Source organism: Tepidimonas thermarum (assembly GCF_007556705.1).
Taxonomy (GTDB): Bacteria; Pseudomonadota; Gammaproteobacteria; order Burkholderiales; family Burkholderiaceae_C; genus Tepidimonas; species Tepidimonas thermarum.
The window spans coordinates 1-22,371 of the sequence record NZ_VJOL01000042.1 but is presented as its reverse complement, the minus strand read 5'-3'; the positions used below and the strand labels follow the sequence as shown (position 1 = coordinate 22,371).

The window sequence follows — 22,371 nt, the reverse complement described above, 5'->3', positions numbered from 1 at the left end:
GGTTTCCGCAATGCTCGCCGAACTCGACGACGAGTGGCTGACCGGCAAGGTCTATCTCAACTTCAACCTGTAACCCGGTTGTCATGACCACCCAACCGGAAATTTACAGAAAAGAGGTTGCACAATCATCACCGGCCAACCGTGTGCCAAGCCGTAGAGCAAGGCGGCGCGAAAGGCGTCGCCGCATCCGGTCGGGTCCACCACCGCAGTGGCTGGCACCCCTGGCACGCGGGTGCACACGCCGTCCTGCCACACATCGCAACCGTGCTCACCAAGCGTGACGACCAGGGCACGCAGGCGGTGGGACAACTCGGCCAACGTCAGGCCGGTGCGGTCGCACAGCAGGCGCGCCTCATAGTCGTTGAGCGCGGCCCAATCGGCCCACTCGACCAGCCGCAGCAGCTCCGCGCCCTCGAACAGGGGCAAACCTTGGCCGGGATCGAAGACGAACGGCACCCCCGCTGCGTGCAGCTGCTCGGCATGTTCCCAGGTGGCCTGTTTGCCGTCCGGGGACACAATCGCGATCGAGACGCCGTCGGTCGCGGGAATCGGGTTGGTGTGCGCCTGCGCCATGGCACCCGGGTGGAACGCGGTGATCTGGTTGTTGTCCCGGTCGGTCATGATCATGGCCTGCGCGGTGTAGGTGTCCGCCAGCACGCGCACGGCCGAGACGTCCACCCCCAGCGCGCGCAGGCGTTCGCGGTAGCCCTCCCCGTCCGCCCCCAGCGCGGCCACGGGCCGCACCGGCGCGCCCAGCAACCGCAGGCCATAGGCGATGTTGCCGGCGCAACCACCAAACTCCCGACGCAAGCCCGGCACCAAAAACGACACGTTGAGGATGTGCAGCTGATCGGGCAGGATGTGGTCGGCGAAGCGTCCTTCGAAATCCATGATGGTGTCGAAGGCCAGGGAACCGCAAACGAGGATGGTCATGGTCAAATCACGCGCAGCGCCCACGCAGGGGCGTCAGGGATAAAACAGCACCGCCCGATAGCCCGCCATGCGGGCCGCTTGGGGGTGGTCGAAAGCCAGCTCGAACTGCAGCGGCCATTCCGCACCGGCGGGCAACTGCGCCGTCGGTTGCGGCCACGCATCGGGCGGCCAGATGCGGCGCACCAGCACCTGGTCCTGCCAATCCGTCAGGGTCAGTTCCAGCGCCGGGGCCGCCACCGCGACGTCGGCGCGGTTGCGCACCACCAGATGAAAACTGTAGCGATCCGGCGCGCGCCGCAGCAGCACCGAACCTTCGATCACCACGTCCTGCGGCCGCACCGGGGGTTCGATGCGACAGCCCATGTGCTCGCACAACGCCTGCAGCACCGGCTGCGCGCCCGGATAGCGGGCAACCCACGCATCGCGCCACTGCCACGCCACCTGGCCGGCCAGCCAAGCGCTCAGGCCCAGCGCCAACAGTGCCAGGATGGCGCGCACTAGCGGGCGGCGCCAAAAGGCGCGCCGGCGCGCCTGGCGCACGAAGGACGGTTCCTCGAGGGCTTCGGCCGCCAAGCCGGCCCGTGGTGGCTGCTGCGGCTCGGGCTCCCCGGCAGGCGCGGGCGTCGGCGCCACCGCGTCGTCCTGCGGCGCCGGGTCCGGGGGGACATCGGGTATCGGCTCGGGTATCGGCTCGGGTATCGGCTCCGGTATCGGCTCGGGTGTCGGCTCGGGTGTCGGCTCGGATGTCGGCTCGGGTGTCGGCTCGGGTGTCGGCTCGGGTGTCGGCCCGGGTGTCGGCCCGGGTGTCGGCCCGGGTGTCGGCCCGGGTGTCGGTTCTGCCGCCGGCGGCGGCGCCACGGCCGGCTGCAAGTCCAGCGTGGCATCGAACACCTGCTGGCAGCGACCGCAGCGCACCCAGCCGTCGGCGATCTTGAGCTGGTCCGCCACGACCTTGAAGGCCGTGCCGCAAGCCGGACAGCGGGTGACGAAGCTCATGCCCGCGATTATGACGGCGCGCCCGTGCTCCCCGCACGGCTGCGGTTCAGTCGCGCCGCGCGGTCATCAACATCCAGCCGTCTTCGGTGTCGGCCACCTGCAACGCCAGCCAGGGCGCGTAGGCGGCGCGCAGCTCCTCAGCCTGGCGCTCCAGGATGCCGGCCAGCACCAGGTGGCCGCCCGCCCCCACGTGCGCGCACAGCAGCGGGGCCAGCACCTTCAGCGGCGTGGCCAGGATGTTGGCCACGACCAGGTCGTACCCCCCCTGGGCCAGCTCGGGCAAGCCGGCGCTGAGCGTCACGCCGTTGGCCGCGGCATTGTGTTGCGTGGCCTCGACGGCGGCGGGGTCGATGTCCACCGCCACCACCTCGCCCGCGCCGCGCAGGCCCGCGGCGATGGCCAAAATGCCGGAACCGCAGCCGTAATCGAGCACGCGCCATCCCGACAGCTCGTGAGCGGCCATCCAGCGCAGGCACATGCGCGTGGTGGGATGGGTGCCGGTGCCAAAGGCCAAGCCAGGATCGAGCCGGATCACGGTGCGCGCCGCAGCGGGCGGTTCGTGCCAGCTGGGCACGATCCAGAAGTCGGGCGTGATCGGCGCCGGGTCGAACTGCGACTGCGTCAGCCGCACCCAGTCGGTATCGGCCACCGGGCGCACCCCCACCACCTCGCAGTCGGCAAAAAACGCTTGCGGCATCAACAGCGCCGCGGCCTCGCGCGCCTGGGCCTCGGTGTCGAACAGGGCCAGCACGCGCGAGTGCTGCCAGCCGGGCGCCGGTGCGGGCAGGCCCGGCTCACCAAAGAGCGCGCGCTCGGCCGGGGTATCGGCGTCAGCGTCTTCGACCGAAACGCTGAGCGCCTCCAGGGCCTCGAGCGCCTCGCCGACGGCTTCCACGCGCGCCTCGGGCACGCGCAGCATCAGCTCGAACCAGCGCGCCGGCGGCGCCGTGGGGTCATCCGCGCTCACGTTGGGCCAACCAGCTTTCCAGGTAGTGGATGTTGGTGCCGCCGGCTTCGAAGTTGGCGTCCACCATCAGTTCGCGGTGCAGCGGCACGTTGGTCTTGATGCCCTCGATCACGACCTCGGCCAGCGCGCCACGCATGCGCGCCAGCGCCTGCTCGCGCGTGTCACCGTGCACGATGATCTTGCCGATCATCGAATCGTAGTTGGGGGGCACGCTGTAGCCGGTGTAGACGTGCGAGTCGACCCGCACACCCGGCCCACCCGGCGCGTGCCAGGCGGTGATGCGCCCCGGCGACGGGGTGAACTTGTAGGCGTCCTCGGCGTTGAGGCGGCACTCGATCGCGTGACCACGCAACTGGATCTGGCGCTGCGTGAAGGGCAGCTTCTCGCCGGCGGCGATGAGGATTTGCTGGCGCACGATGTCGATGCCGGTGATCATTTCCGTCACCGGATGCTCGACCTGCACGCGCGTGTTCATCTCGATGAAGTAGAACTCGCCGTTTTCGTACAGGAACTCGAACGTCCCCGCGCCGCGGTAGCCGATCTTCTTGCACGCCGCGGCGCAGCGCTCGCCGATGCGCTCGATCAGGCGCCGGGGAATGCCGGGCGCAGGCGCCTCCTCGATGACCTTTTGGTGGCGCCGCTGCATCGAGCAGTCGCGCTCGAACAGATAGACCGCGTTGCGGTACTGGTCGGCCAGCACCTGGATTTCGATGTGCCGAGGGTTTTGGAGAAATTTCTCCATGTACACCTCGGGGTTGTTGAACGCCGCGGCCGCCTCGCTCTTGGTGGTCTGCACCGCGTGCAGCAGCGCGGCCTCGGTGTGCACGACGCGCATGCCGCGCCCGCCGCCCCCACCCGCGGCCTTGATGATGACCGGGTAGCCGATGGCTTTGGCGATGCGCTTGATCTCGGCCGGATCGTCCGGCAGCGCACCGTCGGACCCTGGCACCGTGGGCACCCCCGCCTTGATCATGGCCTGCTTGGCCGAGACCTTGTCGCCCATGAGGCGAATGGACTCGGGCGTCGGGCCAATGAAGACGAAGCCACTTTTTTCCACGCGCTCGGCGAAGTCGGCGTTTTCCGACAGAAAGCCGTAGCCCGGGTGGATCGCCTCGGCGTCGGTGACCTCGGCCGCCGAGATGATGGCCGGCATGTTGAGGTAGCTCTGCGCCGAGGGCGCGGGGCCGATGCACACCGCCTCATCGGCCAGTTTGACGTACTTGGCTTCGCGGTCGGCCTCGGAGTAGACGACGACGGCCTTGATGCCGAGCTCGCGGCAGGCGCGCTGCACCCGCAACGCGATCTCGCCCCGGTTGGCGATCAGGATCTTTTTGAACATCGAGCCGCCCTCACTCGAGGACGAAGAGGGGTTGTCCGTACTCGACGGCCTGGCCGTTCTCGACCAGAATGGCTTTGATGACACCCGCACGATCGGCCTCGATTTCGTTGAGAATCTTCATCGCTTCGATGATGCACACCGGCTCGCCTTCTTTGACCGCCTGGCCCACCTCGACAAAGGGCTTGGCACCCGGGCTGGGGGCGCGATAGAAGGTTCCCACCATGGGCGATTTGATCACATGTCCTGCAACATCCGCCGGCGCCGCCTCGGGCGCAGCCGCGGCCGCGGCTGGCGGGGCGCTGATGGTCACCGGCGCCACCGGCGCCGCCACGGCCGGCGCGGCCATCGCCACCGGGGCGGCGGCCGCGGCCTTGACGATGCGGACCTTGCCCTCCGCTTCCGTGATCTCGAGCTCCGAAATGTTGGACTCCGAGACCAGGTCGATGAGCGTCTTGAGTTTGCGCAGATCCATGGCGACTCCGTTGATTGACCCGAATGTGTAGCGATCTCGCCGGCAACGGCGCGTAAAAGTGCGCGAACTATACACGACCCAACCCCTCATGACCGCCCCCACCGCCAGTCCCATGACCCCGGACGACGGCATCGCCACCATGGCGTTGCCGGGCCTGGCCCGGGCGTTGATCGCGGCCGATGCGCTGTCGCAGGCGCAGGCCGAGGCGCTGTACGCGCGCGCCCAAAGCAAAAAAACCGGCTTCATCACCGAGCTCATCGACAGCGCCGCGGTGTCGCCGCGCAACCTCGCGCACATCATGTCCGAGGCGTTTGCGGCGCCGCTGATCGACCTCGATGCGGTGGACGCGCAGCGCCTGCCGCAGGGCTTGCTCAGCACCAAAACCTGCCAGCAATACCGCATCGTGCCCCTGGCGCGCCGCAGCGGGCGCGTGTCGGTGGCCACCGCCGACCCGTCGGACCTGCAGGCGGCCGAAAAGGTCAAGTTCGAGACCCAGCTGCCGGTGGACTGGGTGATTGCGGAGGTGGACAAGCTCGTCAAGCTGGTCGAGGCCTACACCACCAGCGCCGGGCAGGCCATCGAGCACATCGTTGGGCCGGACTTCGATTTCGCGGCCGAGGGCCTTGAGGTGGCCGCGGAGGACGCCACCGACAAGGTGGCGGCAGAGGTCGAGGACGCGCCCGTCGTGCGCTTTTTGCAGAAGATGTTGCTCGACGCCTACACCATGCGGGCGTCGGACCTGCATTTCGAGCCATACGAGCACCACTACCGGGTGCGTTTTCGCATCGACGGCGAACTGCGCGAAATCGCCTCGCCGCCAGTGGCGATCAAGGACAAGCTCGCCTCGCGCATCAAGGTCATCTCCAAGCTCGACATCTCGGAAAAGCGCGTGCCGCAGGACGGGCGCATGAAGCTCAAGGTCGGCCCGGACAAGGTGATCGATTTTCGCGTCAGCACCCTGCCCACGCTGTTTGGCGAGAAGGTGGTCATCCGCATCCTGGACCCCAGCAGCGCCCAGATGGGCATCGACGCGCTGGGCTACGAGCCCGACGAAAAAGCCAAGCTGCTCGAGGCGATCGGCCGCCCCTACGGCATGGTGCTGGTCACCGGGCCGACGGGCTCGGGCAAGACGGTGTCGCTCTACACCTGTCTGAACCTGCTCAACCAGCCAGGGGTCAACATCTCCACCGCCGAAGACCCGGCCGAAATCAACCTGCCCGGCGTCAACCAGGTCAACGTCAACGAAAAAGCGGGGCTGACCTTCGCGGCGGCGCTGCGCGCCTTTTTGCGCCAGGACCCGGACATCATCATGGTGGGCGAAATCCGCGATCTGGAAACCGCCGACATCGCCATCAAAGCCGCGCAAACCGGGCACCTGGTGCTCTCCACGCTGCACACCAACGACGCGCCCTCGACGCTGACGCGGCTGGTCAACATGGGCGTGGCGCCGTTCAACATCGCCTCCAGCATCAACCTCATCACCGCGCAGCGGCTCGCGCGCCGGCTGTGCCCGCAATGCAAGGTGCCGCATCACGACATCCCGCGCCAGGCGCTGCTCGACGCCGGTTTTCGCGCGCAGGATCTGGAGGGCGACTGGCAGCCCTACAAACCCGTGGGCTGCCCCGCCTGCCACGAAGGCTACAAAGGGCGCGTGGGCATCTACCAGGTCATGCCCGTCACGGAGGCCATCCAGCAGCTCATCCTGCGCGGCGCCAGCGCGCTGGAAATCGCCGAGCAGGCGCACCGCGAAGGGGTGCGCACCTTGCGCGAAAGTGGGCTGCGCAAGGTTAAGATGGGCATCACATCACTGGAGGAGGTGCTCGCGGTGACCAACGACTGACCCCGGTCGCGCGACGCCCCGGCCCCCGAATCGCAGCGGAGCATCCATGGCCACAGCAACCCCGTCCGTCAAGGAACACGTTTTCGTCTGGGAAGGCAAGGACCGCAATGGCAAGCGGGTCAAGGGCGAGACACGCGGCGCGGGCGAGGCGCAGGTGCAGGCGCAGCTGCGGCGCCAGGGCATCGTGGTGAACAAAATCAGACGGCGCCGCCTGGCCTCGGCCAAACGCATCAAGCCCAAGGACATCGCCATCTTCACGCGCCAGTTGGCCACGATGATGAAAGCGGGCGTGCCGCTGCTGCAGGCCTTCGACATCGTCGGCCGCGGCAACCCCAATCCCAGCGTGGCGCGGCTGCTCTACGACATCCGCACCGACGTCGAGACGGGCACGTCGCTCAGCGCGGCGTTTCGCAAGCACCCGCTGTACTTCAATTCGCTCTACTGCAACCTGGTCGAAGCCGGCGAGGCCGCCGGCATTCTGGAAGACATTCTGGACCGCCTGTCCAACTACCTGGAAAAGACCGAAGCCATCAAAAGCAAGGTCAAGTCGGCGCTGATGTACCCCACCGCGGTGCTGGTGGTGGCCTTCATCGTGGTGTCGGTGATCATGATTTTCGTCGTGCCCGCGTTCAAGGAGGTCTTCACCTCCTTCGGCGCGGACCTGCCGGCACCGACGCTGGCCGTCATCGCCATGAGCGAATTTTTCGTCGAGTACTGGTGGCTGATCTTCGGTGGCCTCGGCGGCGGGCTGTATTTCTTCTTCCAGGCGTGGCGGCGCAGCGAAAAGGTGCAGCGCTTCATGGACCGGCTGCTGCTGCGGCTGCCGATCTTTGGGCAGCTGGTGGAAAAATCCGTCGTCGCGCGCTGGACACGCACGCTCTCCACCATGTTTGCCGCCGGGGTGCCCCTGGTCGATGCCCTCGATTCGGTCGGTGGCGCGGCGGGCAACTCGGTCTACGCGGAGGCAACCGCCAAAATCCAGCAGGAGGTGGCCACGGGCACCGCGCTGACCCAGGCCATGACCAACACCGGCGTCTTTCCGTCGATGGTGCTGCAAATGAGCGCCATCGGTGAGGAGTCGGGCTCGCTCGACCACATGCTGGGCAAGGCCGCCGACTTCTACGAGCAGGAGGTCGATGACATGGTGGCCGGACTCTCCAGCCTGATGGAGCCGATCATCATCGTCATCCTGGGCACCATCATCGGTGGCATCGTCGTGGCGATGTACCTGCCCATCTTCAAACTCGGCGCCGTGGTGTGACGATGTCCGCGACGGGGTCCGGCGGGGGGCTGCCGGTCGGGATGGGCCGCTCGGCCGCGCTGGTGGTGGACGGCAACCCCACCACGCGCTTGACGCTCGCGGGGCAATTGCGCAGCTTTGGTTTTACCTCCATCAGCCAGGTGGGGCGCATCGCCGATGCGCGGCGCGAGATCGAGCGCCACCCGTTCGACCTGGTCGTCTGTGGCGACACGTTTCCCCGCGGGGGCTCCGGGCAGGAGTTGCTCGACGACCTGCGCCGCTCCGGTTTGTTGCCGTTTGGCACGGTCTTCATCCTGATCACGGACGAGGCCACCTACCTCAAAGTCGCCGAAGCCGCCGAGTCGTCGGTGGACAGCTACATCGTGCGCCCCTACTCCGCCGGCAGCCTGTACGACCGCATCGAACAGGCCCAGCGCCGCAAAGCCGCGCTGTGGGACATCCACCGCGCCCTGGAGGAGCGGCGCTACGACGACGCGGTCGAGCTGTGCCTGCAGCGCTTTGCCAGCCGTGGCCCGCAGTGGTTGTCCGCGGCGCGCTGGGGGGCCGAAATCCTGCTGCGCCTGGGACGCTTTGGCCAGGCGCAGGCGCTGTTTCAGTCGATTTGGGACACCGAGCCCCAACCGTGGGCGCTGCTGGGGGTGGCGCGCTGCCAGCTCGACAGCGGCGCGCCGGCGGCCGCGCGCGAGACCCTGCAAACGCTGCTGGAGACGGCCCCCGACTACCCCGATGCCTACGACGTGCTCGCACGCGCGCAGATGGAGCTGGGCCAGTTCGACGACGCGCTCGACAGCCTCGAGCGCGCGCTGGAAGCCACGCCCATGGCCATCGGCCGGCAGCAGCGGCTGGGCATGCTGGCGTTTTTCCTCGGCAACCGCGACAAGGCCGTCGAACTGCTGCAACGGGCAACGTACTTGGGGTTGGACTCCAAGATGTTCGACGCCGAAAGCCTGGTGCTGCTGGCCATTGCAGCGTTCGAGCACGGTGACGCCGCCGAACTCGAACGGCACCACGCCGAGCTGCGCAAACGCGCACTGGTCGAGCCCGACGATGCCCGACTGCGGCGCTTCGTCCAGCTCGCCGACCTGCTGGCGCAGGCCCTGGGTGGCCATGCCGACGCGCTGGCCCCGGCGCTGGCCGCGATGGCCGAGGACGCGGGCGCGCCCGACTTCGACATGGAGGCTGCCTGCAACCTGCTGGCGACCCTGGCGGCGCTGGCGCGGCACACCACCGTGCCCGACCAGGAGCCGCTCATCACCCGCCTGGGCATGCGCTTTGCCACCTCCAAAGCCATGGGCGAGCTGTTGGCCAGCGCCGCCAGCCACCACAGCGGCTACGCCCAGCGCGTGCGCGAGTGCGAGACGGTGATGGTGCAACGCATCGAGCAGGCGCTGCGCCGCGCCAACCAGGGCGAATCGGTGCTGGCGCTGGCCGAGCTCTACGCCATGGCCCAGGAAACCCTCAATGCCCGCGCGGTCGAGACCGCTTGGCTGGTGCTGCAGCGCTACCGCGCCGACATCCCGAATGCCGAGGCCTGGCAAACCCGCGTCGAGACGCTGCGCCGCGCCTACGGAACCGCGCGCAATCGCCCGGCCCTGGGCGACCCGCGCCTGCGCCCCGCGGGCGGCGTGCCCCTGGGCCCGATGGACCGCGCCCCGCCGGCGCATGCCGAATAATCCCGCCGCATGAGCCTGATGGATTTGTACGGGGCCACGGCGCTGGTCATCGATGGCAACCCCACGTCGCGCTCCATCCTGGTGGCGCAGCTGCGCGACATGGGCGCACGCATGGTGGCACAAAGCCCACGCATCGCCGACGCGCGCCGGCAGCTGGAATTTCGCACCTTCGACGTCGTGCTGTGCGAGCAGCACTTTCCCCACGACACGGGCACCGGGCAAGCGCTGTTGGATGACCTGCGCCGTGCCGGGCTGCTGCCGTTTGCCACCATCTTCATCATGGTGACGGCCGAAGCGACGTACTCCAAGGTCGCCGAAGCGGCCGAATCCGCGCTCGACTCCTATTTGCTCAAGCCCTTCACCGCCAACCAGTTGGCCCAGCGCATCGGGCAGGCGCGCCACCGCAAAACGGTGCTCAAGGACATCTTCGAGGCCATCGAACGCAGCGACCACGAAACCGCCGCCGCGCTGTGCCTGCGGCGCTTCGAGCAACGCGGCGACTATTGGCTCTACGCGGCGCGGGTGGGCGCCGAGCTGTTGCTGCGCCTGGCGCGCTACGACGAGGCGCAACGCTTGTACGAAGCCGTGGTCGAGGCCAAGGCGCTGCCGTGGGCCAAACTCGGCGTCGCGCGTGCCCAGCTCGACGCCGGCCAGCCGCAAAAGGCCAGCCAGACCCTGCACAACCTGATTGGCGCCGAGCCCGACTACGCCGACGCCTACGACGTCATGGGCCGTGCCCAGATCGAGCTGGGCAACTTCGACGCCGCGTTGGCGGCCTACAAGATGGCCACCGACCTCACACCGGCGTCGATCAGCCGGCTGCAGCGCCACGGCATGCTGGCCCACTACTGCGGCCAGACGCAGCTGGCCGAGGAGTTGCTCGCGCGCTCGGTGCGGCTGGGGCTGGACTCGAAAATGTTCGACGCACAGTCGCTGGTGCTGCTGGGCTTCATGCGCTTCGAGGCCGGTGACCGCAAGGGCCTGCAGCGCTACTGGGACGACGCGCTGCGCATGGTGGAGCGCCACCCCAAATCCCTGCGCCTGCGCCGCCTGGCCGAGGTGCTCGAGATCGCGTTGCTGCTGCACGATGCGCAGGTGGCGCGGGTGCTCGACAAGGTGCGCGCGATGATGGCCACCATCACCGACGAGGATTTCGATTTCGAGGCGGCCTGCAACCTGACCACGCTGCTGGCCTACCTGGCGCAGCGCGCCATCCAAATCGACGAGGTGGAGGAGCGCCTGACGGTGCTCGGGCGGCGCTTTTGCACCTCCAAAGCCCTCACGGCGCTGCTGGCGCAGGCCGCCAACGCCCATCCGCCCTATGCCGAGCGCCTGTCTGCCCTGCACAACGAGGTGCTGGGCATGGTCGAACACGCCATGCGCCAAAGCCTGGCCGGCAACCCGCGCGCGGCGGTGCTGGAGCTGATCGAACAGGGCCGCTCGACCTGCAACGCCAAGATCATCGAATCGGCCTGGGGGGTGCTCAAGCGGTATGAGTCGCGCATCGACGACGCCGCGGCGCTGGCCGAGACCATCCAGCCGCTGCGCGAGCGCTTTCAGTCCTACGCCAACAAACCCGTCATCGGCGACAAAGCGGCGCGCCAGGCCGGCGGTGTGAGCCTGCGCGTCATGGATGTCAAGACGGTCGAGGGATGAGCCGGGCGAACATTGCGCTATAATGCGCGCTTACCGGGCCGATAGCTCAGCTGGGAGAGCGCTGCGTTCGCAATGCAGAGGTCGGGAGTTCGATCCTCCTTCGGTCCACCACGTGGGTTCTTAGCTCAGTTGGTAGAGCAGCGGACTCTTAATCCGTAGGTCGTAGGTTCGAATCCTACAGGACCCACCAAGCACATCAAAAACGTAGCCCGCCCTCGTGCGGGCTTTTTTGCACCCAGCCGCAAGCCCTGTGGGCACTGTGCAGCCACCTTTGGTAAGGTCGGGGCCAAGCGCACGCCACCGTATCGGTCTGTTCCTGCGCTTGGTGCGGGCGGGCGGGAGGCCGCGGCGGTACCGGAGCCGTACACGGGGTTGAAACGCCCCCGCCATTGGCGGACAATGCGCCGATGTCAACAAGCGGGGTTGCGCTGCGGCCCCCACGATCCCATGGCTGTGATGCTGGACACACACGCGTGGCGCGCCCCCGAGGGCGCAGCGCTTTGGCGCAGGGGCCGCTGGGGCGGCGCACTGCTGGTGGCAACGCTGGTGGTGGGCTGCGCCACGCCACCGCCGCCTTCGGCCCCGCCACCCATGGTCGTGGCGCCGCCGGCAGCGCCGGCGCCCGCGCCCACCCCTGCGCCCGAGCCGCCCTTTACGGGCAAGGTGTCGTTGGCCACCAACGAACGGGACTACCGGCGCGACGGCGCGCAGCACCTCTACGAGCGGTACGGCGAGCGCGTCTTTCGCGGCAAATTGCCGCCGTTGGTGCAGGCGGTGGCGGTGATGCGGCTCGACATCGGCCCGCGGGGGGAGCTGCGCCACTTTGAATGGATGCGCGCGCCCGACCACGTGCCGCACGTCAAAGCCGAGATCGAGCGCTTGGTGCGTGAGGCCGCGCCGTTCCCGGCCCCCATGCGGCTGGGCGGCGTGCACTACACCGACACGTGGCTGTGGGACAAAAGCGGGACCTTCCAGCTCGACACGCTCACCGAAGGGCAGCTCGACCGGTTGCCGAGCATGGCCGCGCCGAAGTCGCCACCGGCCTCGGCCGCGCCGACGGCGCGCAAGCGCGCGCCAGCCTCGGCCGCGCGCAAGGCCACCGGCACAGCCACACGCGTGGCGCAGGACAGCGCGCCGACGTCCACCCTGCCCGCGCGCTGATGCGCGGCGCGCGCGCCAGCCGCGCACTGCGCGGGGCTGGACGGGTGGGCAGTGGCGGAAGGCGGCTCAGGTGCGCTGGCGTTCGCGCAACGAGGACAGCACCGCGGCGGCGATGAAGCCCACGCCGATCAGGCCGGTGACCACCTCGGGCACGTGCGCGACGGTGCCCAGGATCATGATCGCCGCCAGCGCCCCGATGGCGTAGTGCGCGCCATGCTCCAGGTACACATAGGCCTCGAGGGTGCCCCGCTTGACCAGGTACACGGTCATGGAGCGCACGAAGATGGCGCCAATGGCCAGCCCCAGCATGATGATGACCACGTCCTTGGTGATGGCAAAGGCACCAATCACCCCGTCGAACGAGAACGAGGCATCGAGCACCTCGAGGTACAAAAAGCTGGCAAAGCCCGTGCGGTGGGCGGCCGCCACGGCCGCATCGCCGGCTTCTTCGGATTCGAACAACGCGCCCACCGCATCCACCGCCAGGTACAGCACGATGCCCGCAATGCCCGCCACAAAGACGCCGGTCTGCTCCGCCTCCGGCACCCACCAGCGCGTCGAAAACACCACCACCAGCGCGATGAAGACGCTGATTTCATCAAACTTGGCGGCGCGCACCATGCGCCGCTCCAGCGGCCCGAGCCAGTGCGTTTCCTTGTTGCGGTCGAACAGAAAATTGAGAAACACCAGCAGCAGGAACATCCCGCCAAAAGACGAGATGACGGGGTAGGCCTCGGTGAGCACGCGCGCGTAGGCGTCGGGCCGCTCCAGGGCCAAGCGCACCGTCTCGGTCCAGCCAAGGTCGGCCGAGACGGCGACGATGAGGATGGGAAACACCAGCCGCATGCCAAACACGGCAATCAGGATGCCGACGGTCAAAAACAACTGGCGCCACAACGGGCTCATGTAGCGCAGCACGCCGGCGTTGACCACCGCGTTGTCGAACGACAGGCTGACTTCCAGGATGGCCAGCACGGCGGTCAACCACAGGGCCGTCCACAGCCCCATGGGGGATTGCAGCCCCCACCAGGCCGCCAGCCCCAGGCAAAGCGCCGAAAAAAGGAAGGAGAAGCGAAAGTCCTTCATGCATCCCCCACAGCCGCGGCGCGCGCACGGTAGAACAGGGGATAGCGCCGCTCCACCACGGGGCTGTCGAACGCCCAGGTGAGGCAGGTGCCCAGATGCGGCGGCGGCCGCCCGTCATCCCCCGGCGCAAAGGCGTCTGGGGCGCGCGTCTGGAACGCCGCGGTGGCGAGCTGCACCAGCAGGTCGCGCAGGTGCGTGCAGCCGCGCTCGCCGCCCATGGTTTGTTCGATCACCTTGCGCCAGCCGCGCCCCATGCGCTGCCCGATCAACGCGCGCAGCGGGGCCATGGCCTGCGGGCAGGGGGCGTGCGGGTGGGCGTCCATCGCAACCGCGATGTCGCGCACGATCCAATCATCGTCGAGCGTGACGCGCACGTGCATGTGGTGGATGGGCTGTCCGGCCGCCCACGCGCCCTCGCCCTCGATTGCGAATCCGTAGGGTTTGACGTCGGTGAGTTCGGCTTCGATGTCCCACAGGCCGTCGGTGCGCCGGTAGCCGCGAAACTCGACGCGGCGGGTGTGCATGGGTTGGCGATCGGCTGGCGGTGGCAAGGGCACGGCGGTGGCTCCTTTGGGCGACGACAAATGCAAAGGGCCGAATTGTCGCCAAAGTCGGCCCGCATGCGCTGTCGGCGGCGCGACGAGGTCACGCCGGCGGGGGTGGCAGACCCGCCAGCCGCGCCACCTCGGCGCGCAAGTCGGCGGCCCAGGCGCGCCGGTCGCGGCCATCGGCGGTTTGCGGCTCGCCCCAGCGCAGGTGCACCGCCACGTCGTGGGCACGCAACACGCGCCACACCGACGCCAGCAGCGTGTCGTCGCCGACGTAGACGGGCGCGTCATGGCGGGCCAGCGCCTCGGGCGCGGCGGCGCGCGGCCGGTACGCCAGCCCCAGCGGCTGCACGGGCGTGCCCGTGGCGAGCGCGGCCTGCAGCAAGTTGGCATGAAAGGGCAGCACGCTGCGGCCGTCGCTGGTGGTGCCTTCGGGAAAAACCGCCAGCACATCGCCCGCCTGCAGCCGCTCCGCCAGATGGTGCACGACCCGCAGCGCGTCGCGCTTGCGGTCGCGCTCGATGAACAGCGTCCCGGCACCCGCCACCAGGCGCCCCAGCAGCGGCCAGTGGCGCACGTCGGCTTTGGCCACGAAGCGGCACGGCCGCGCCGCGTCGATGGCCAGGATGTCCAGCCACGACACGTGGTTGGCCACGACCAACACAGGACCGTGCGTGGGCGGCTGGCCCTCCACCCGCAGCGCAACGCCCAACACGGCCAGCGCGCGTGCCGCCCAGGCTTGGATACGGTCGGCGCGGATGGCCTCGTCCCCGTGCGGGAAGTGCCGCCAGACGGTCCACAGGCCGGCCGCCACGTGGGCGATCAGGCGCACGGCACGCCACGCGGCCCGCGCCCTGGACACCGGCCGCGCCAACACGGTCGCCTCAAGCGTCGGCATCGAAGGCAACATGCCCCCCCACCAGCGTGGCGCGCACGCGGCCGCTCAGCGCGTGGCCAGCGAAGGGCGTGTGCCGGCCTTGGCTGCGCAACTGCCCGGGCTCCACGCGCCAGGTGGTCGCCGGATCGAGCACGCACACGTCGGCCACGCCACCCACCGCCAAGCGCCCGACGCTGGCCTGCAGCGTCCCCAGGCGTGCGCCCAGCACGCGGGCGGGGCCGGCGGTCAGCACCTCGACCACGCGCGCGGCGGGCACACCATCCTGCTCGGCCCATTTGAGCGCCAGTCCGGCCAGCAGCTCGACCGCGGTGGCGCCCGGCTCGGCTTCGGCAAAGGGCAAGGCCTTGGCGTCGGCCGAGACCGGATTGTGGTCGGAGACCAGGGCGTCGATGGTGCCATCGGCCAGCCCCTGGCGCAGCGCGTCGCGGTCGCGCTGCTGGCGCACCGGCGGTTGCAGGCGCAGCCGGGTGTCGTAGTAGCCGATGTCGATGTCGGTGAGGTGCAGCTGGTGGACGCTGACGTCGGCGGTCACGGGCAAGCCCTCGGCCTTGGCCTGGCGCACCAGGGCGACACCCGCGGCCGTGCTCAGGCGGCACAGGTGCAAGCGCACGGGCGGCGCGGCGCCGGGCGCGGCGCCGACGATGCCGCGCAGCAATTCGAGCAGGGTGTGCAGCGCGATCACCTCGGAGGCGGCCGGCACGCCGGACAGGCCCAACCGGGTGGCCAGTGCCCCGCTGGCCATCACGCCCTTGGACAACCATGGGTCCTCCGGGCGCAACCACAGCGTATAGCCAAAGGTGGCCGCGTACTGGAAGGCGCGCTGCAGCACCTGGGTGTTGACGATTGGCCGATCGGCCTGGCCAAAACCCACGCAGCCGCGCTCGGTGAGCTGCACCATCTCGGCCAGCACCTCGCCCTGCAGGCCGCGCGTGAGCGCCCCCAGCGGGAACAGCCGCGCGCGGTGCAGCTTTTCGGCGCGGGCCTTGAGCATGTCCACCAGGCCCGGCTCGTCCAACACGGGGTCGGTATCGGGGGGGCACACCAAACTGGTCACGCCGCCCGCAACGGCGGCGGCGGTTTCGCTCTCCAGCATGCCAGCGTGCTCCTGGCCTGGCTCGCGCAGGCGCACGCTCAGGTCAACCAACCCCGGCAGCACCCAGCAACCGGCGGCGTCGAGCACGCGGTTGGGCGCAAAGTCGGCCGGCACGCTGCCCACACCGATGATGCGGCCGGCGGCGATGGCCACGTCGGCCACGCGGTCGGTGCCACTGGCGGGATCGATGACCCGGCCTTGACGGATGAGTATTTTCATGCCTCGTTCCCCGCGATGATGCCCATGACCGCCATGCGCACGGCGATGCCGAACGTGACCTGCGGCAGCACCACACTTTGCACGCCGTCCACCACGCTGGAGTCGATCTCCACACCCCGGTTGACCGGCCCCGGGTGCATGACGATGGCGTCGGGCTTGGCCCAGCGCAGCCGCTCGGGCGTCAGCCCAAACGCCTGGTGAAATTCCTGGCTGGAGGGCAACAGCGCGCCGCTCATGCGCTCGTTTTGCAGGCGCAAGGCGATCACCACGTCGCAGTCGCGAATGCCCTCCTCCAGCGAGTGGCACACGCGCACCCCCAGGTGCGACAGGTCGCTGGGCACCAGCGTGCGCGGCCCCACCACGCGCACGTCCGGGCAGCCCAGCGTGGTCAGGGCATGGATGTCCGAGCGCGCCACGCGCGAGTGCAGCACGTCGCCGACGATGGCCACCGAGAGGTTGGTGAAATCGCCCTTGTAGTGCCGGATGGTGTACATGTCCAGCAGGCCCTGCGTGGGGTGGGCGTGGCGACCGTCGCCGGCGTTGATGACGTGCACATGCGGCGCGACGTGCTGGGCGATCAGGTAGGGCGCACCCGATTCGCTGTGGCGCACGACGAAGATGTCGGCCGCCATCGCCGACAGGTTGGCGATGGTGTCGAGCAGCGTCTCGCCCTTGGCGGTGGAGGAGCGCGCGATGTCCAGGTTGAACACGTCGGCCGACAGGCGCGTGGCGGCGATTTCGAACGTGGTGCGCGTGCGCGTGCTGTTTTCGAAGAACAGGTTGAAGACGCTTTTGCCGCGCAGCAGGGGGACTTTTTTGACCTCGCGGTCGTTGACGCTGACGAACTGCTGGGCGGTATCCAGAATCTGGGTCAGGATGGCGCGCGGCAGCCCCTCGGTGGACAGCAGGTGGATCAGCTCGCCGTGGCGGTTGAGTTGCGGATTTTTCATGGCGGGGGCTCCGGCGGTTTACCCCAGGCGCGGGGCCGAGCGATCCAGCAGCACGAAGCTAAAGCGCCCATCGGCGCCCTGCGCGAGCTCGAAGGATTGGTGCGGCGGCAGCGGCAGGCGCACGGCCGCGGCGTCGGCGGCGACGGGCAGCTCGCGCCCGCCGCGGTCCACCAGCACCGCCAGCCGCACGCTGGCGGGCCGGCCGTAGTCGAACAGCTCGTTGAGCACCGCGCGCAGCGTGCGCCCGGTGTAGAGCACGTCGTCGATGAGCAGCACGTGCGCGCCGTTGACCTCGAACGGCAGATGCGTCTGCGCGCCCGCACCGGCCAGCCCGCGCTGGGCGTAGTCGTCGCGGTGCAGGGTGGAGGCAATCGTGCCCGGCTCGCCCGGCAGGCCCAGCTCGCGATGCAGGCGCGCCGCCAGCCAGGCGCCGCCCGAGACCACCCCCACCAGGTGGGTGGGCTGCGGGCCGCTGGCCAGCAGCGCCTGCACCAGTCGGCGCAGCTCGGCATACAGGGCTTCGGCATCCAGCGCCAGGGCACCCGACGCGTTGGGCGCGCCAGAGGAGGGTTGGGCAGTCATGGCAAGGTCCTCAAAAATTGCTCCAAGATGATGCAGGCGGCTGCCGCGTCGGCGTCAGCCGCGCCCCGGGCGTGGGCTTCGGTGGTGCTGTAGCGCTCATCGACCTCGACCACGGGCAAGCCGGTGCGGCCGTGCAGCTGGCGGGCAAAGCGGCGTGCGCGCTGGGTTTGCTCGTGCGGGGTGCCGTCCGGGTGGCAGGGCACGCCCACCACCAACGCGTCCGGCCGCCATTCGCCGATGAGCGCGCTCAGCCGCTGCCAGCGCGCATCCCCCTGCGCCTGCACGGTGGGCAACGGGGTAGCCGTGCGCGTGATGGCGTTGCCGCTGGCCACACCCACACGCCGCTCGCCCCAGTCGAAGGCCAAAAAGGTTTGGGCACGCGCGCTCACCACGCCCCAGGTGGTCATGCCCGCCCCGCGCCCGGCGCCAGCATCCACGGCTGCACCCCCAGCAAGGCCATGGCGCGCTCGTAGCGTTGCTCGACGGGGACCTCGAACAACAGCGCCGCATCGGCAGGCACCGTCAGCCAGGCGTTGTCGCCCAATTCGGATTCGAGCTGCCCCTCCCCCCACGAGGCATAGCCCAACGTGACCAGCAGCTGGCGCGGGCCGGCACCGACCGAGACGGCCTCCAGCACATCGCGCGAGGTGGTCAGCTCCAGCCCCGCACCGGGGATTTTGAGCGAGGACGCATAGACCGTGGGCCGCGCCGTCGGCTGCGGCGCGTCTTCGGCCGGCGCCGGGGCGCTTGGTTCGGCCGTGGCCCCAGCCGCTTGCAGCAGCGCCGACATCGCCGAGGCCACCACGGGGCCCTCGTCCACGGCCGGTGGTGGCGCATCCCACAGGGGTTGGGGCTCGCCCATGTCCTCGTGCAGCACAAAGCCCCGGTCGGTTTGCAGCGGCCCGCCGCGCAGCACCGGCATGCCCGACCAGGCCGGTCGCCCGAGCGGCAGGCCCAGGCGCTCGAACAAATCGTCGAGGGTGATGCCGCTGGGCTTGTTGACGATCAGCCCCAAGGCCCCGCGCGGTGAGTGCTCGCATACATACACCACGCTGCGGCCGAACAGCTCGTCATTGAGCCCGGGCATGGCGATCAGGAAGTGATGCGTCAGGTTGACGGGGGCAGAATCCGAGCTCATAGTGGAAATTTTACGCGCCACCCCCATGCCCCACGCCCCCAAACCGTTCGATGCCGGTCTGATGTGGTTCCGGCGCGATGTGCGCAGCGAGGACAACGCGGCGCTCTACCACGCCCTCAAGCAGTGCCGCCGGGTGTGGTGCGCCTTCGTGTTCGACAGCGCCATCCTCGAGCCGCTGCGTGCGCGCGGGCTGCACGCGGATCGGCGCGTGGAGTTCATCCACGAAAGCCTGATCGACCTGGACGAGCAGCTGCGCGCGCTGGGCCGCTCCAACGGCGTGGAGGGGGTGGGGCTGATCGTGCGCCACGGCACGGCGGTGGAGGAGATCCCGCGCCTGGCGGCGCAACTGGGCGTGCAGGCGGTGTTTGCCAACCACGACGACGAGCCCTACGCCCGCGCCCGCGACGCGCAGGTGCTGGGGGCGCTGGCGCATGCGGGGGCGGTGCTGCACACCTACAAAGACCATGTGATCTTCGAGCGGCGTGAGATCCTCACCGGCAACGGCCGCCCGTTTACGGTCTTTACGCCCTACAAGAACGCGTGGCTCAAGGCGCTGACGGGCTATCACCTCAAGGCCTATCCGGTGGAGCGCTACGCGGATGCGCTGGCCCCCTGCCCCGCCACCCACCCCCCTGGCGTGCCGGCGCTGGAGGCGTTGGGCTTTGTGCGCACCAACCTGCGCGAGCTCAAGGTACGCACCGGCAGCCGCGGCGCACGTGCGCTGTTCGAGGACTTCGTCACCCGTATCGAGCACTACCACCAGGCGCGCGACTTCCCGGCCGTCAAGGGCCCCAGCTACCTGAGCGTGCACCTGCGCTTTGGCACGATCAGCATCCGCAGCGTGGCCGCGGTGGCCCACGACCTGCACCGGCAGGGGCTGGCCGGGGCAACGGCGTGGCTCAACGAGCTCATCTGGCGCGACTTCTACCACCAGATCCTGGCCAATTTTCCGCACGTCGGCGCAGGCAAGGCCTTCAAGCCCGAGTACGACGCCATCCGCTGGGAGCGCGGCAAGCACGCCGAGGCGCTGCTGGCCGCGTGGCGCGAGGGCCGCACCGGCTACCCGCTGGTGGACGCGGCGATGCACCAACTCAACCGCACGGGCTATATGCACAACCGCCTGCGCATGGTGGTGGCCAGCTTTTTGACCAAGGATCTGGGGCTGGACTGGCGCTGGGGCGAGCAGTATTTTGCCGATCACCTGATCGACTTCGACCTGGCGGCCAACAACGGCGGCTGGCAGTGGGCGGCCTCGAGCGGCTGCGACGCGCAGCCGTACTTTCGCATCTTCAACCCGGTCAGCCAGAGCGAAAAGTTCGACCCCCAGGGCAAATTCATCCGGCGCTACCTGCCCGAGCTGGCCACACTGCCCACCGAGGCGCTGCACGCGCCCTGGCTGGCCAAGCCGGCCGACCTGCAAGCCGCCGGGGTGGTGCTGGGGCGCGACTACCCGACGCCCATCGTGGACCATGCCGCCGCCCGGGCGCGCACCCTGGAGCGCTACGCGGTCGTCAAGAAGGTGTAACAGGGGACGGAGATGGGGGCGACGCCGCCTCCAGCCGTGGCGCCGGGGCCGCTGGCGCCAGCCGGGCGTAGGCCGCCACCAGCGCGAGCAACTCGTCCTCGGCGTAGGGCTTGCCGAGGTAGTGGTTGACGCCCAGCGCCTCGGCATGCAGGCGGTGCTTGTCCGCCAGGCGCGAGGTGACCATGACGACCGGCAGATCCGCCCAGCGCGGGTCGTTGCGCAGCGCGCGCACCAGCTCGAAGCCGTCCATGCGCGGCATCTCGATGTCGCACAGCACGACCACCGGCGCCTCCTCGCGCAGCCGCTGCAGCGCCTGCACGCCGTCGCCGGCCAGCGCCACCCGGTAGCCAGCGCGTTGCAGCAGGCGCTGCGTGACGCGCCGCACGGTGATGGAATCGTCCACCACCAGCACCAAGGGGGTGGGCGGCTCACCCCCGGCACGCCCGTGTTCGCGCCAATGTTCGCGCTCGTGTTCGGGCCCGTGTTCGGTCACCGCTGGCGCACGCTCCGGCGCCGCCGTCGGTGCCGGGCCGGCCACGCCGAGGTCGTGCGCATCGCACAACGCCAGGGGGTGGTAGATCAGCAACACCTGGCCGTCGGCCTGCACGCTGGCGCCGACCAGGCCGGGCTGGCGCGCCAACGGCGGCGGCAGGGGCCGCCACACGACGCGCTGGCGGCCCACCACCGCGTCCACCCGCAGCGCCACCCGGCGCCCCGCGCTGTGGCACTCGAGCACGGGCACGCCATGCCCGCCCGCCGGGGCCGCCGGCCGGGGCGATGTGCCCAACAGCGCGCCCAGCCAGCGCAGCGGCATGCGCACGCCGCCTTCGCCCCACAGGCCGCTGAGTTCGGCAGCGGTCAGCTCCGCCCCTCGCACACGCCGCACCGCGCTTACCCACGGCACGGGCAGTGCCACGGTGTGCTGATCCACGCGCACCACCACGACCGTGGCAATCGCGGTCGTCAGCGGCACGGTCAGGCGCCAGCCCGTGCCCCCACCCTCGGGCTCGAACCCCTCCAGGCGGCCGCCCAGGGCCATCAGTTCGCTGCGGACGACGTCCAGCCCGATGCCGCGCCCGGCCCACGCGTCCACGTGCGCGGCGGTGCTGACACCGGGTTGCAAGGCGCAGCGCACCGCATCGTCGCGGGTGAACGGCGCATCGGCGGGATGCCAACCCGCCGCGACCGCCCGCGCGCGCAGCCCCTGCACATCCAGGCCGGCACCATCGTCGGTCACGGTCAGGCACAGGTCCGCACCTTGGATTTGCCATTGCAGCGCCACGCGGCCTTCGGGGCGCTTGCCCGCCGCCAGGCGATCCGCCGGGGGCTCGATGCCGTGCACCACCGCGTTGCGCAGCAGGTGCTCCAGGATGGGCAGCAGCCGCTCGAGCACCGGGCGGTCGATGCGGGCAGCGTCGCCCTGCGGCTGCCAGTCGATGCGACGTCCGCGCGCCTCGGCCGCCTCGCGCACACCGCGCGTCAGGCGTTCGAGCAGGCTCTCGAACGGCACCAGGCGCGCGTGCAACAGCGCGTGCTGAGCGTCGCGCGCCAGGCGCTCCTGCGCCGCCAGGTGGGTGTCTGCGCTCGCGACCGCGCGCTGCATCTGGCGCTGGACGGTGGCCACGTCGTCGATGGTCTCGGCCAGCAGCCGGGTGAGCTCTTGCACCCGGGTGTAGCGCTCGAGCTCCAGCGCATCAAACCCCGCGGCCGCCGCGCCGTTGCCCAGCTGCGCCGGCGTACCGGCTTCGGTGTGCTGCTGCAACTCGCGCCACTGCCGGCGCAAGCGTTCGACGTTGGCCGCCATGTCGTGCAGACAGCGGTGCAGCCCCGCCAGCTCGACCTGCAGCCGCTGACGCTGGAGCTGCTGCTCGGCGCTGCCCGCCAGCAACGGGTCGATGAGATCCATGGGCACGGGTGCCGGGCGGATTTGGGCCACCGTCGCGTCGTCGCGAAATACCACGCGCAGCTCTGCCGTCTCTGAGGTCGTTGCCACCTCTCCAAGGGGTTCGACGTCGATACCGCGGGGTGTCACCA

The 22,371-nt window shown here is 69.6% G+C and carries 20 protein-coding genes and 2 tRNA genes; 8 read left to right on the top strand and 14 right to left on the bottom strand.

What is annotated here, in order from left to right; genetic code table 11:
- Positions 1-81: 81 nt before the first annotated feature.
- The 5 genes from Tther_RS10005 to accB are packed head-to-tail and all read right to left on the bottom strand — an operon-like array spanning position 82 to position 4,707.
- Entirely contained in the window at positions 82-933 is an 852-nt protein-coding gene (locus tag Tther_RS10005) for a carbohydrate kinase family protein (protein WP_143903456.1), read from the bottom strand.
- A gap of 33 nt (positions 934-966) precedes the next feature.
- Positions 967-1,929, bottom strand: a complete 963-nt coding sequence (locus Tther_RS10000) for a zinc-ribbon and DUF3426 domain-containing protein (RefSeq protein WP_143903454.1) — start codon at positions 1,927-1,929, stop codon at positions 967-969.
- Between the two features lie 46 nt (positions 1,930-1,975).
- Positions 1,976-2,896, bottom strand: a complete 921-nt coding sequence (prmA, locus tag Tther_RS09995; RefSeq protein ID WP_281280177.1) for a 50S ribosomal protein L11 methyltransferase — start codon at positions 2,894-2,896, stop codon at positions 1,976-1,978.
- Positions 2,883-4,235, bottom strand: a complete 1,353-nt coding sequence (gene accC, locus Tther_RS09990) for an acetyl-CoA carboxylase biotin carboxylase subunit (protein ID WP_143903452.1) — start codon at positions 4,233-4,235, stop codon at positions 2,883-2,885. Before accC ends, prmA begins: the two co-directional genes overlap by 14 nt.
- Positions 4,236-4,245: 10 nt before the next feature.
- On the bottom strand, positions 4,246-4,707 hold the full coding sequence (gene accB / locus Tther_RS09985; protein ID WP_143903450.1) for an acetyl-CoA carboxylase biotin carboxyl carrier protein: 462 nt from the start codon (positions 4,705-4,707) through the stop codon (positions 4,246-4,248).
- A gap of 88 nt (positions 4,708-4,795) precedes the next feature.
- Between accB and pilB the strand changes: the two genes are divergently transcribed.
- The 7 genes from pilB to Tther_RS13290 all read left to right on the top strand — a co-directional run bounded on the left by pilB (position 4,796) and on the right by Tther_RS13290 (position 12,298).
- Positions 4,796-6,547, top strand: a complete 1,752-nt coding sequence (gene pilB / locus Tther_RS09980; RefSeq protein ID WP_281280176.1) for a type IV-A pilus assembly ATPase PilB — start codon at positions 4,796-4,798, stop codon at positions 6,545-6,547.
- A 46-nt stretch (positions 6,548-6,593) separates the two neighbouring features.
- The gene (locus Tther_RS09975; RefSeq protein ID WP_143903448.1) at positions 6,594-7,808 is read left to right on the top strand and encodes a type II secretion system F family protein; all 1,215 of its coding nucleotides are present in this window, start codon (positions 6,594-6,596) and stop codon (positions 7,806-7,808) included.
- Positions 7,809-7,810: 2 nt separating this feature from the next.
- Positions 7,811-9,481: a tetratricopeptide repeat protein gene (locus Tther_RS09970; RefSeq protein WP_143903446.1), complete on the top strand. Its 1,671-nt coding sequence runs from the start codon at positions 7,811-7,813 to the stop codon at positions 9,479-9,481.
- A 9-nt stretch (positions 9,482-9,490) separates the two neighbouring features.
- Positions 9,491-11,137, top strand: coding sequence for a response regulator (locus tag Tther_RS09965; RefSeq protein WP_143903444.1), 1,647 nt, complete (start codon positions 9,491-9,493; stop codon positions 11,135-11,137).
- 35 nt (positions 11,138-11,172) lie between these two features.
- A tRNA-Ala gene (locus Tther_RS09960) sits at positions 11,173-11,248 on the top strand.
- Between the two features lie 3 nt (positions 11,249-11,251).
- A tRNA-Lys gene (locus tag Tther_RS09955) sits at positions 11,252-11,327 on the top strand.
- A 266-nt stretch (positions 11,328-11,593) separates the two neighbouring features.
- Positions 11,594-12,298 (top strand): hypothetical protein, encoded by a 705-nt coding sequence (locus Tther_RS13290; RefSeq protein ID WP_185975062.1) that lies wholly within the window; start codon positions 11,594-11,596, stop codon positions 12,296-12,298.
- A 66-nt stretch (positions 12,299-12,364) separates the two neighbouring features.
- On the opposite strand, the gene Tther_RS09940 is transcribed toward Tther_RS13290, so the two are convergent.
- From Tther_RS09940 to Tther_RS09905, 8 genes are all read right to left on the bottom strand, one after another.
- On the bottom strand, positions 12,365-13,384 hold the full coding sequence (locus Tther_RS09940) for a DUF475 domain-containing protein (RefSeq protein ID WP_143903440.1): 1,020 nt from the start codon (positions 13,382-13,384) through the stop codon (positions 12,365-12,367).
- The gene (locus Tther_RS09935; RefSeq protein WP_246098994.1) at positions 13,381-13,908 is read right to left on the bottom strand and encodes a DUF2889 domain-containing protein; all 528 of its coding nucleotides are present in this window, start codon (positions 13,906-13,908) and stop codon (positions 13,381-13,383) included. The genes Tther_RS09940 and Tther_RS09935 overlap by 4 nt, the downstream gene beginning before the upstream one ends.
- 121 nt (positions 13,909-14,029) lie before the next feature.
- Positions 14,030-14,830, bottom strand: coding sequence for a lysophospholipid acyltransferase family protein (locus Tther_RS09930; protein WP_143903436.1), 801 nt, complete (start codon positions 14,828-14,830; stop codon positions 14,030-14,032).
- Complete coding sequence (locus Tther_RS09925; RefSeq protein WP_143903434.1) at positions 14,817-16,142, bottom strand: dihydroorotase; 1,326 nt, start codon at positions 16,140-16,142, stop codon at positions 14,817-14,819. Before Tther_RS09925 ends, Tther_RS09930 begins: the two co-directional genes overlap by 14 nt.
- The gene (locus Tther_RS09920) at positions 16,139-17,092 is read right to left on the bottom strand and encodes an aspartate carbamoyltransferase catalytic subunit (RefSeq protein WP_143903432.1); all 954 of its coding nucleotides are present in this window, start codon (positions 17,090-17,092) and stop codon (positions 16,139-16,141) included. Before Tther_RS09920 ends, Tther_RS09925 begins: the two co-directional genes overlap by 4 nt.
- 18 nt (positions 17,093-17,110) lie before the next feature.
- Positions 17,111-17,674 carry a bifunctional pyr operon transcriptional regulator/uracil phosphoribosyltransferase PyrR gene (gene pyrR, locus Tther_RS09915; RefSeq protein WP_143903430.1) on the bottom strand — a complete coding sequence of 188 codons (564 nt, stop codon included), beginning with the start codon at positions 17,672-17,674 and terminating at the stop codon, positions 17,111-17,113.
- Complete coding sequence (ruvX, locus tag Tther_RS09910) at positions 17,671-18,081, bottom strand: Holliday junction resolvase RuvX (protein ID WP_143903428.1); 411 nt, start codon at positions 18,079-18,081, stop codon at positions 17,671-17,673. Before ruvX ends, pyrR begins: the two co-directional genes overlap by 4 nt.
- Complete coding sequence (locus Tther_RS09905) at positions 18,078-18,812, bottom strand: YqgE/AlgH family protein (RefSeq protein ID WP_143903426.1); 735 nt, start codon at positions 18,810-18,812, stop codon at positions 18,078-18,080. The genes ruvX and Tther_RS09905 overlap by 4 nt, the downstream gene beginning before the upstream one ends.
- A gap of 25 nt (positions 18,813-18,837) precedes the next feature.
- Here Tther_RS09905 and Tther_RS09900 point away from each other — a divergent pair, with 25 nt between their 5' ends.
- Entirely contained in the window at positions 18,838-20,337 is a 1,500-nt protein-coding gene (locus Tther_RS09900) for a cryptochrome/photolyase family protein (RefSeq protein WP_143903424.1), read from the top strand.
- Here Tther_RS09900 and Tther_RS09895 read toward each other — a convergent pair.
- A partial coding sequence (locus tag Tther_RS09895; RefSeq protein ID WP_221934018.1) for a hybrid sensor histidine kinase/response regulator occupies positions 20,324-22,371 on the bottom strand: 2,048 nt, incomplete at its 5' end. The genes Tther_RS09900 and Tther_RS09895 overlap by 14 nt on opposite strands.

Coding starts and splice junctions, on each gene's coding strand:
- pilB (WP_281280176.1), top strand. CDS start 4,796: ATGACCGCCCCCACCGCCAGTCCCATGACCCCGGACGACGGCATCGCC.
- Tther_RS10000 (WP_143903454.1), bottom strand. CDS start 1,929: ATGAGCTTCGTCACCCGCTGTCCGGCTTGCGGCACGGCCTTCAAGGTC.
- accB (WP_143903450.1), bottom strand. CDS start 4,707: ATGGATCTGCGCAAACTCAAGACGCTCATCGACCTGGTCTCGGAGTCC.
- Tther_RS09900 (WP_143903424.1), top strand. CDS start 18,838: ATGCCCCACGCCCCCAAACCGTTCGATGCCGGTCTGATGTGGTTCCGG.
- Tther_RS09935 (WP_246098994.1), bottom strand. CDS start 13,908: ATGCACACCCGCCGCGTCGAGTTTCGCGGCTACCGGCGCACCGACGGC.
- Tther_RS09905 (WP_143903426.1), bottom strand. CDS start 18,812: ATGAGCTCGGATTCTGCCCCCGTCAACCTGACGCATCACTTCCTGATC.
- Tther_RS09970 (WP_143903446.1), top strand. CDS start 7,811: ATGTCCGCGACGGGGTCCGGCGGGGGGCTGCCGGTCGGGATGGGCCGC.
- pyrR (WP_143903430.1), bottom strand. CDS start 17,674: ATGACTGCCCAACCCTCCTCTGGCGCGCCCAACGCGTCGGGTGCCCTG.
- Tther_RS09920 (WP_143903432.1), bottom strand. CDS start 17,092: ATGAAAAATCCGCAACTCAACCGCCACGGCGAGCTGATCCACCTGCTG.
- Tther_RS09930 (WP_143903436.1), bottom strand. CDS start 14,830: ATGCCGACGCTTGAGGCGACCGTGTTGGCGCGGCCGGTGTCCAGGGCG.
- Tther_RS09965 (WP_143903444.1), top strand. CDS start 9,491: ATGAGCCTGATGGATTTGTACGGGGCCACGGCGCTGGTCATCGATGGC.
- Tther_RS13290 (WP_185975062.1), top strand. CDS start 11,594: ATGCTGGACACACACGCGTGGCGCGCCCCCGAGGGCGCAGCGCTTTGG.
- ruvX (WP_143903428.1), bottom strand. CDS start 18,081: ATGACCACCTGGGGCGTGGTGAGCGCGCGTGCCCAAACCTTTTTGGCC.
- Tther_RS09940 (WP_143903440.1), bottom strand. CDS start 13,384: ATGAAGGACTTTCGCTTCTCCTTCCTTTTTTCGGCGCTTTGCCTGGGG.
- Tther_RS09975 (WP_143903448.1), top strand. CDS start 6,594: ATGGCCACAGCAACCCCGTCCGTCAAGGAACACGTTTTCGTCTGGGAA.
- accC (WP_143903452.1), bottom strand. CDS start 4,235: ATGTTCAAAAAGATCCTGATCGCCAACCGGGGCGAGATCGCGTTGCGG.
- Tther_RS10005 (WP_143903456.1), bottom strand. CDS start 933: ATGACCATCCTCGTTTGCGGTTCCCTGGCCTTCGACACCATCATGGAT.
- Tther_RS09925 (WP_143903434.1), bottom strand. CDS start 16,142: ATGAAAATACTCATCCGTCAAGGCCGGGTCATCGATCCCGCCAGTGGC.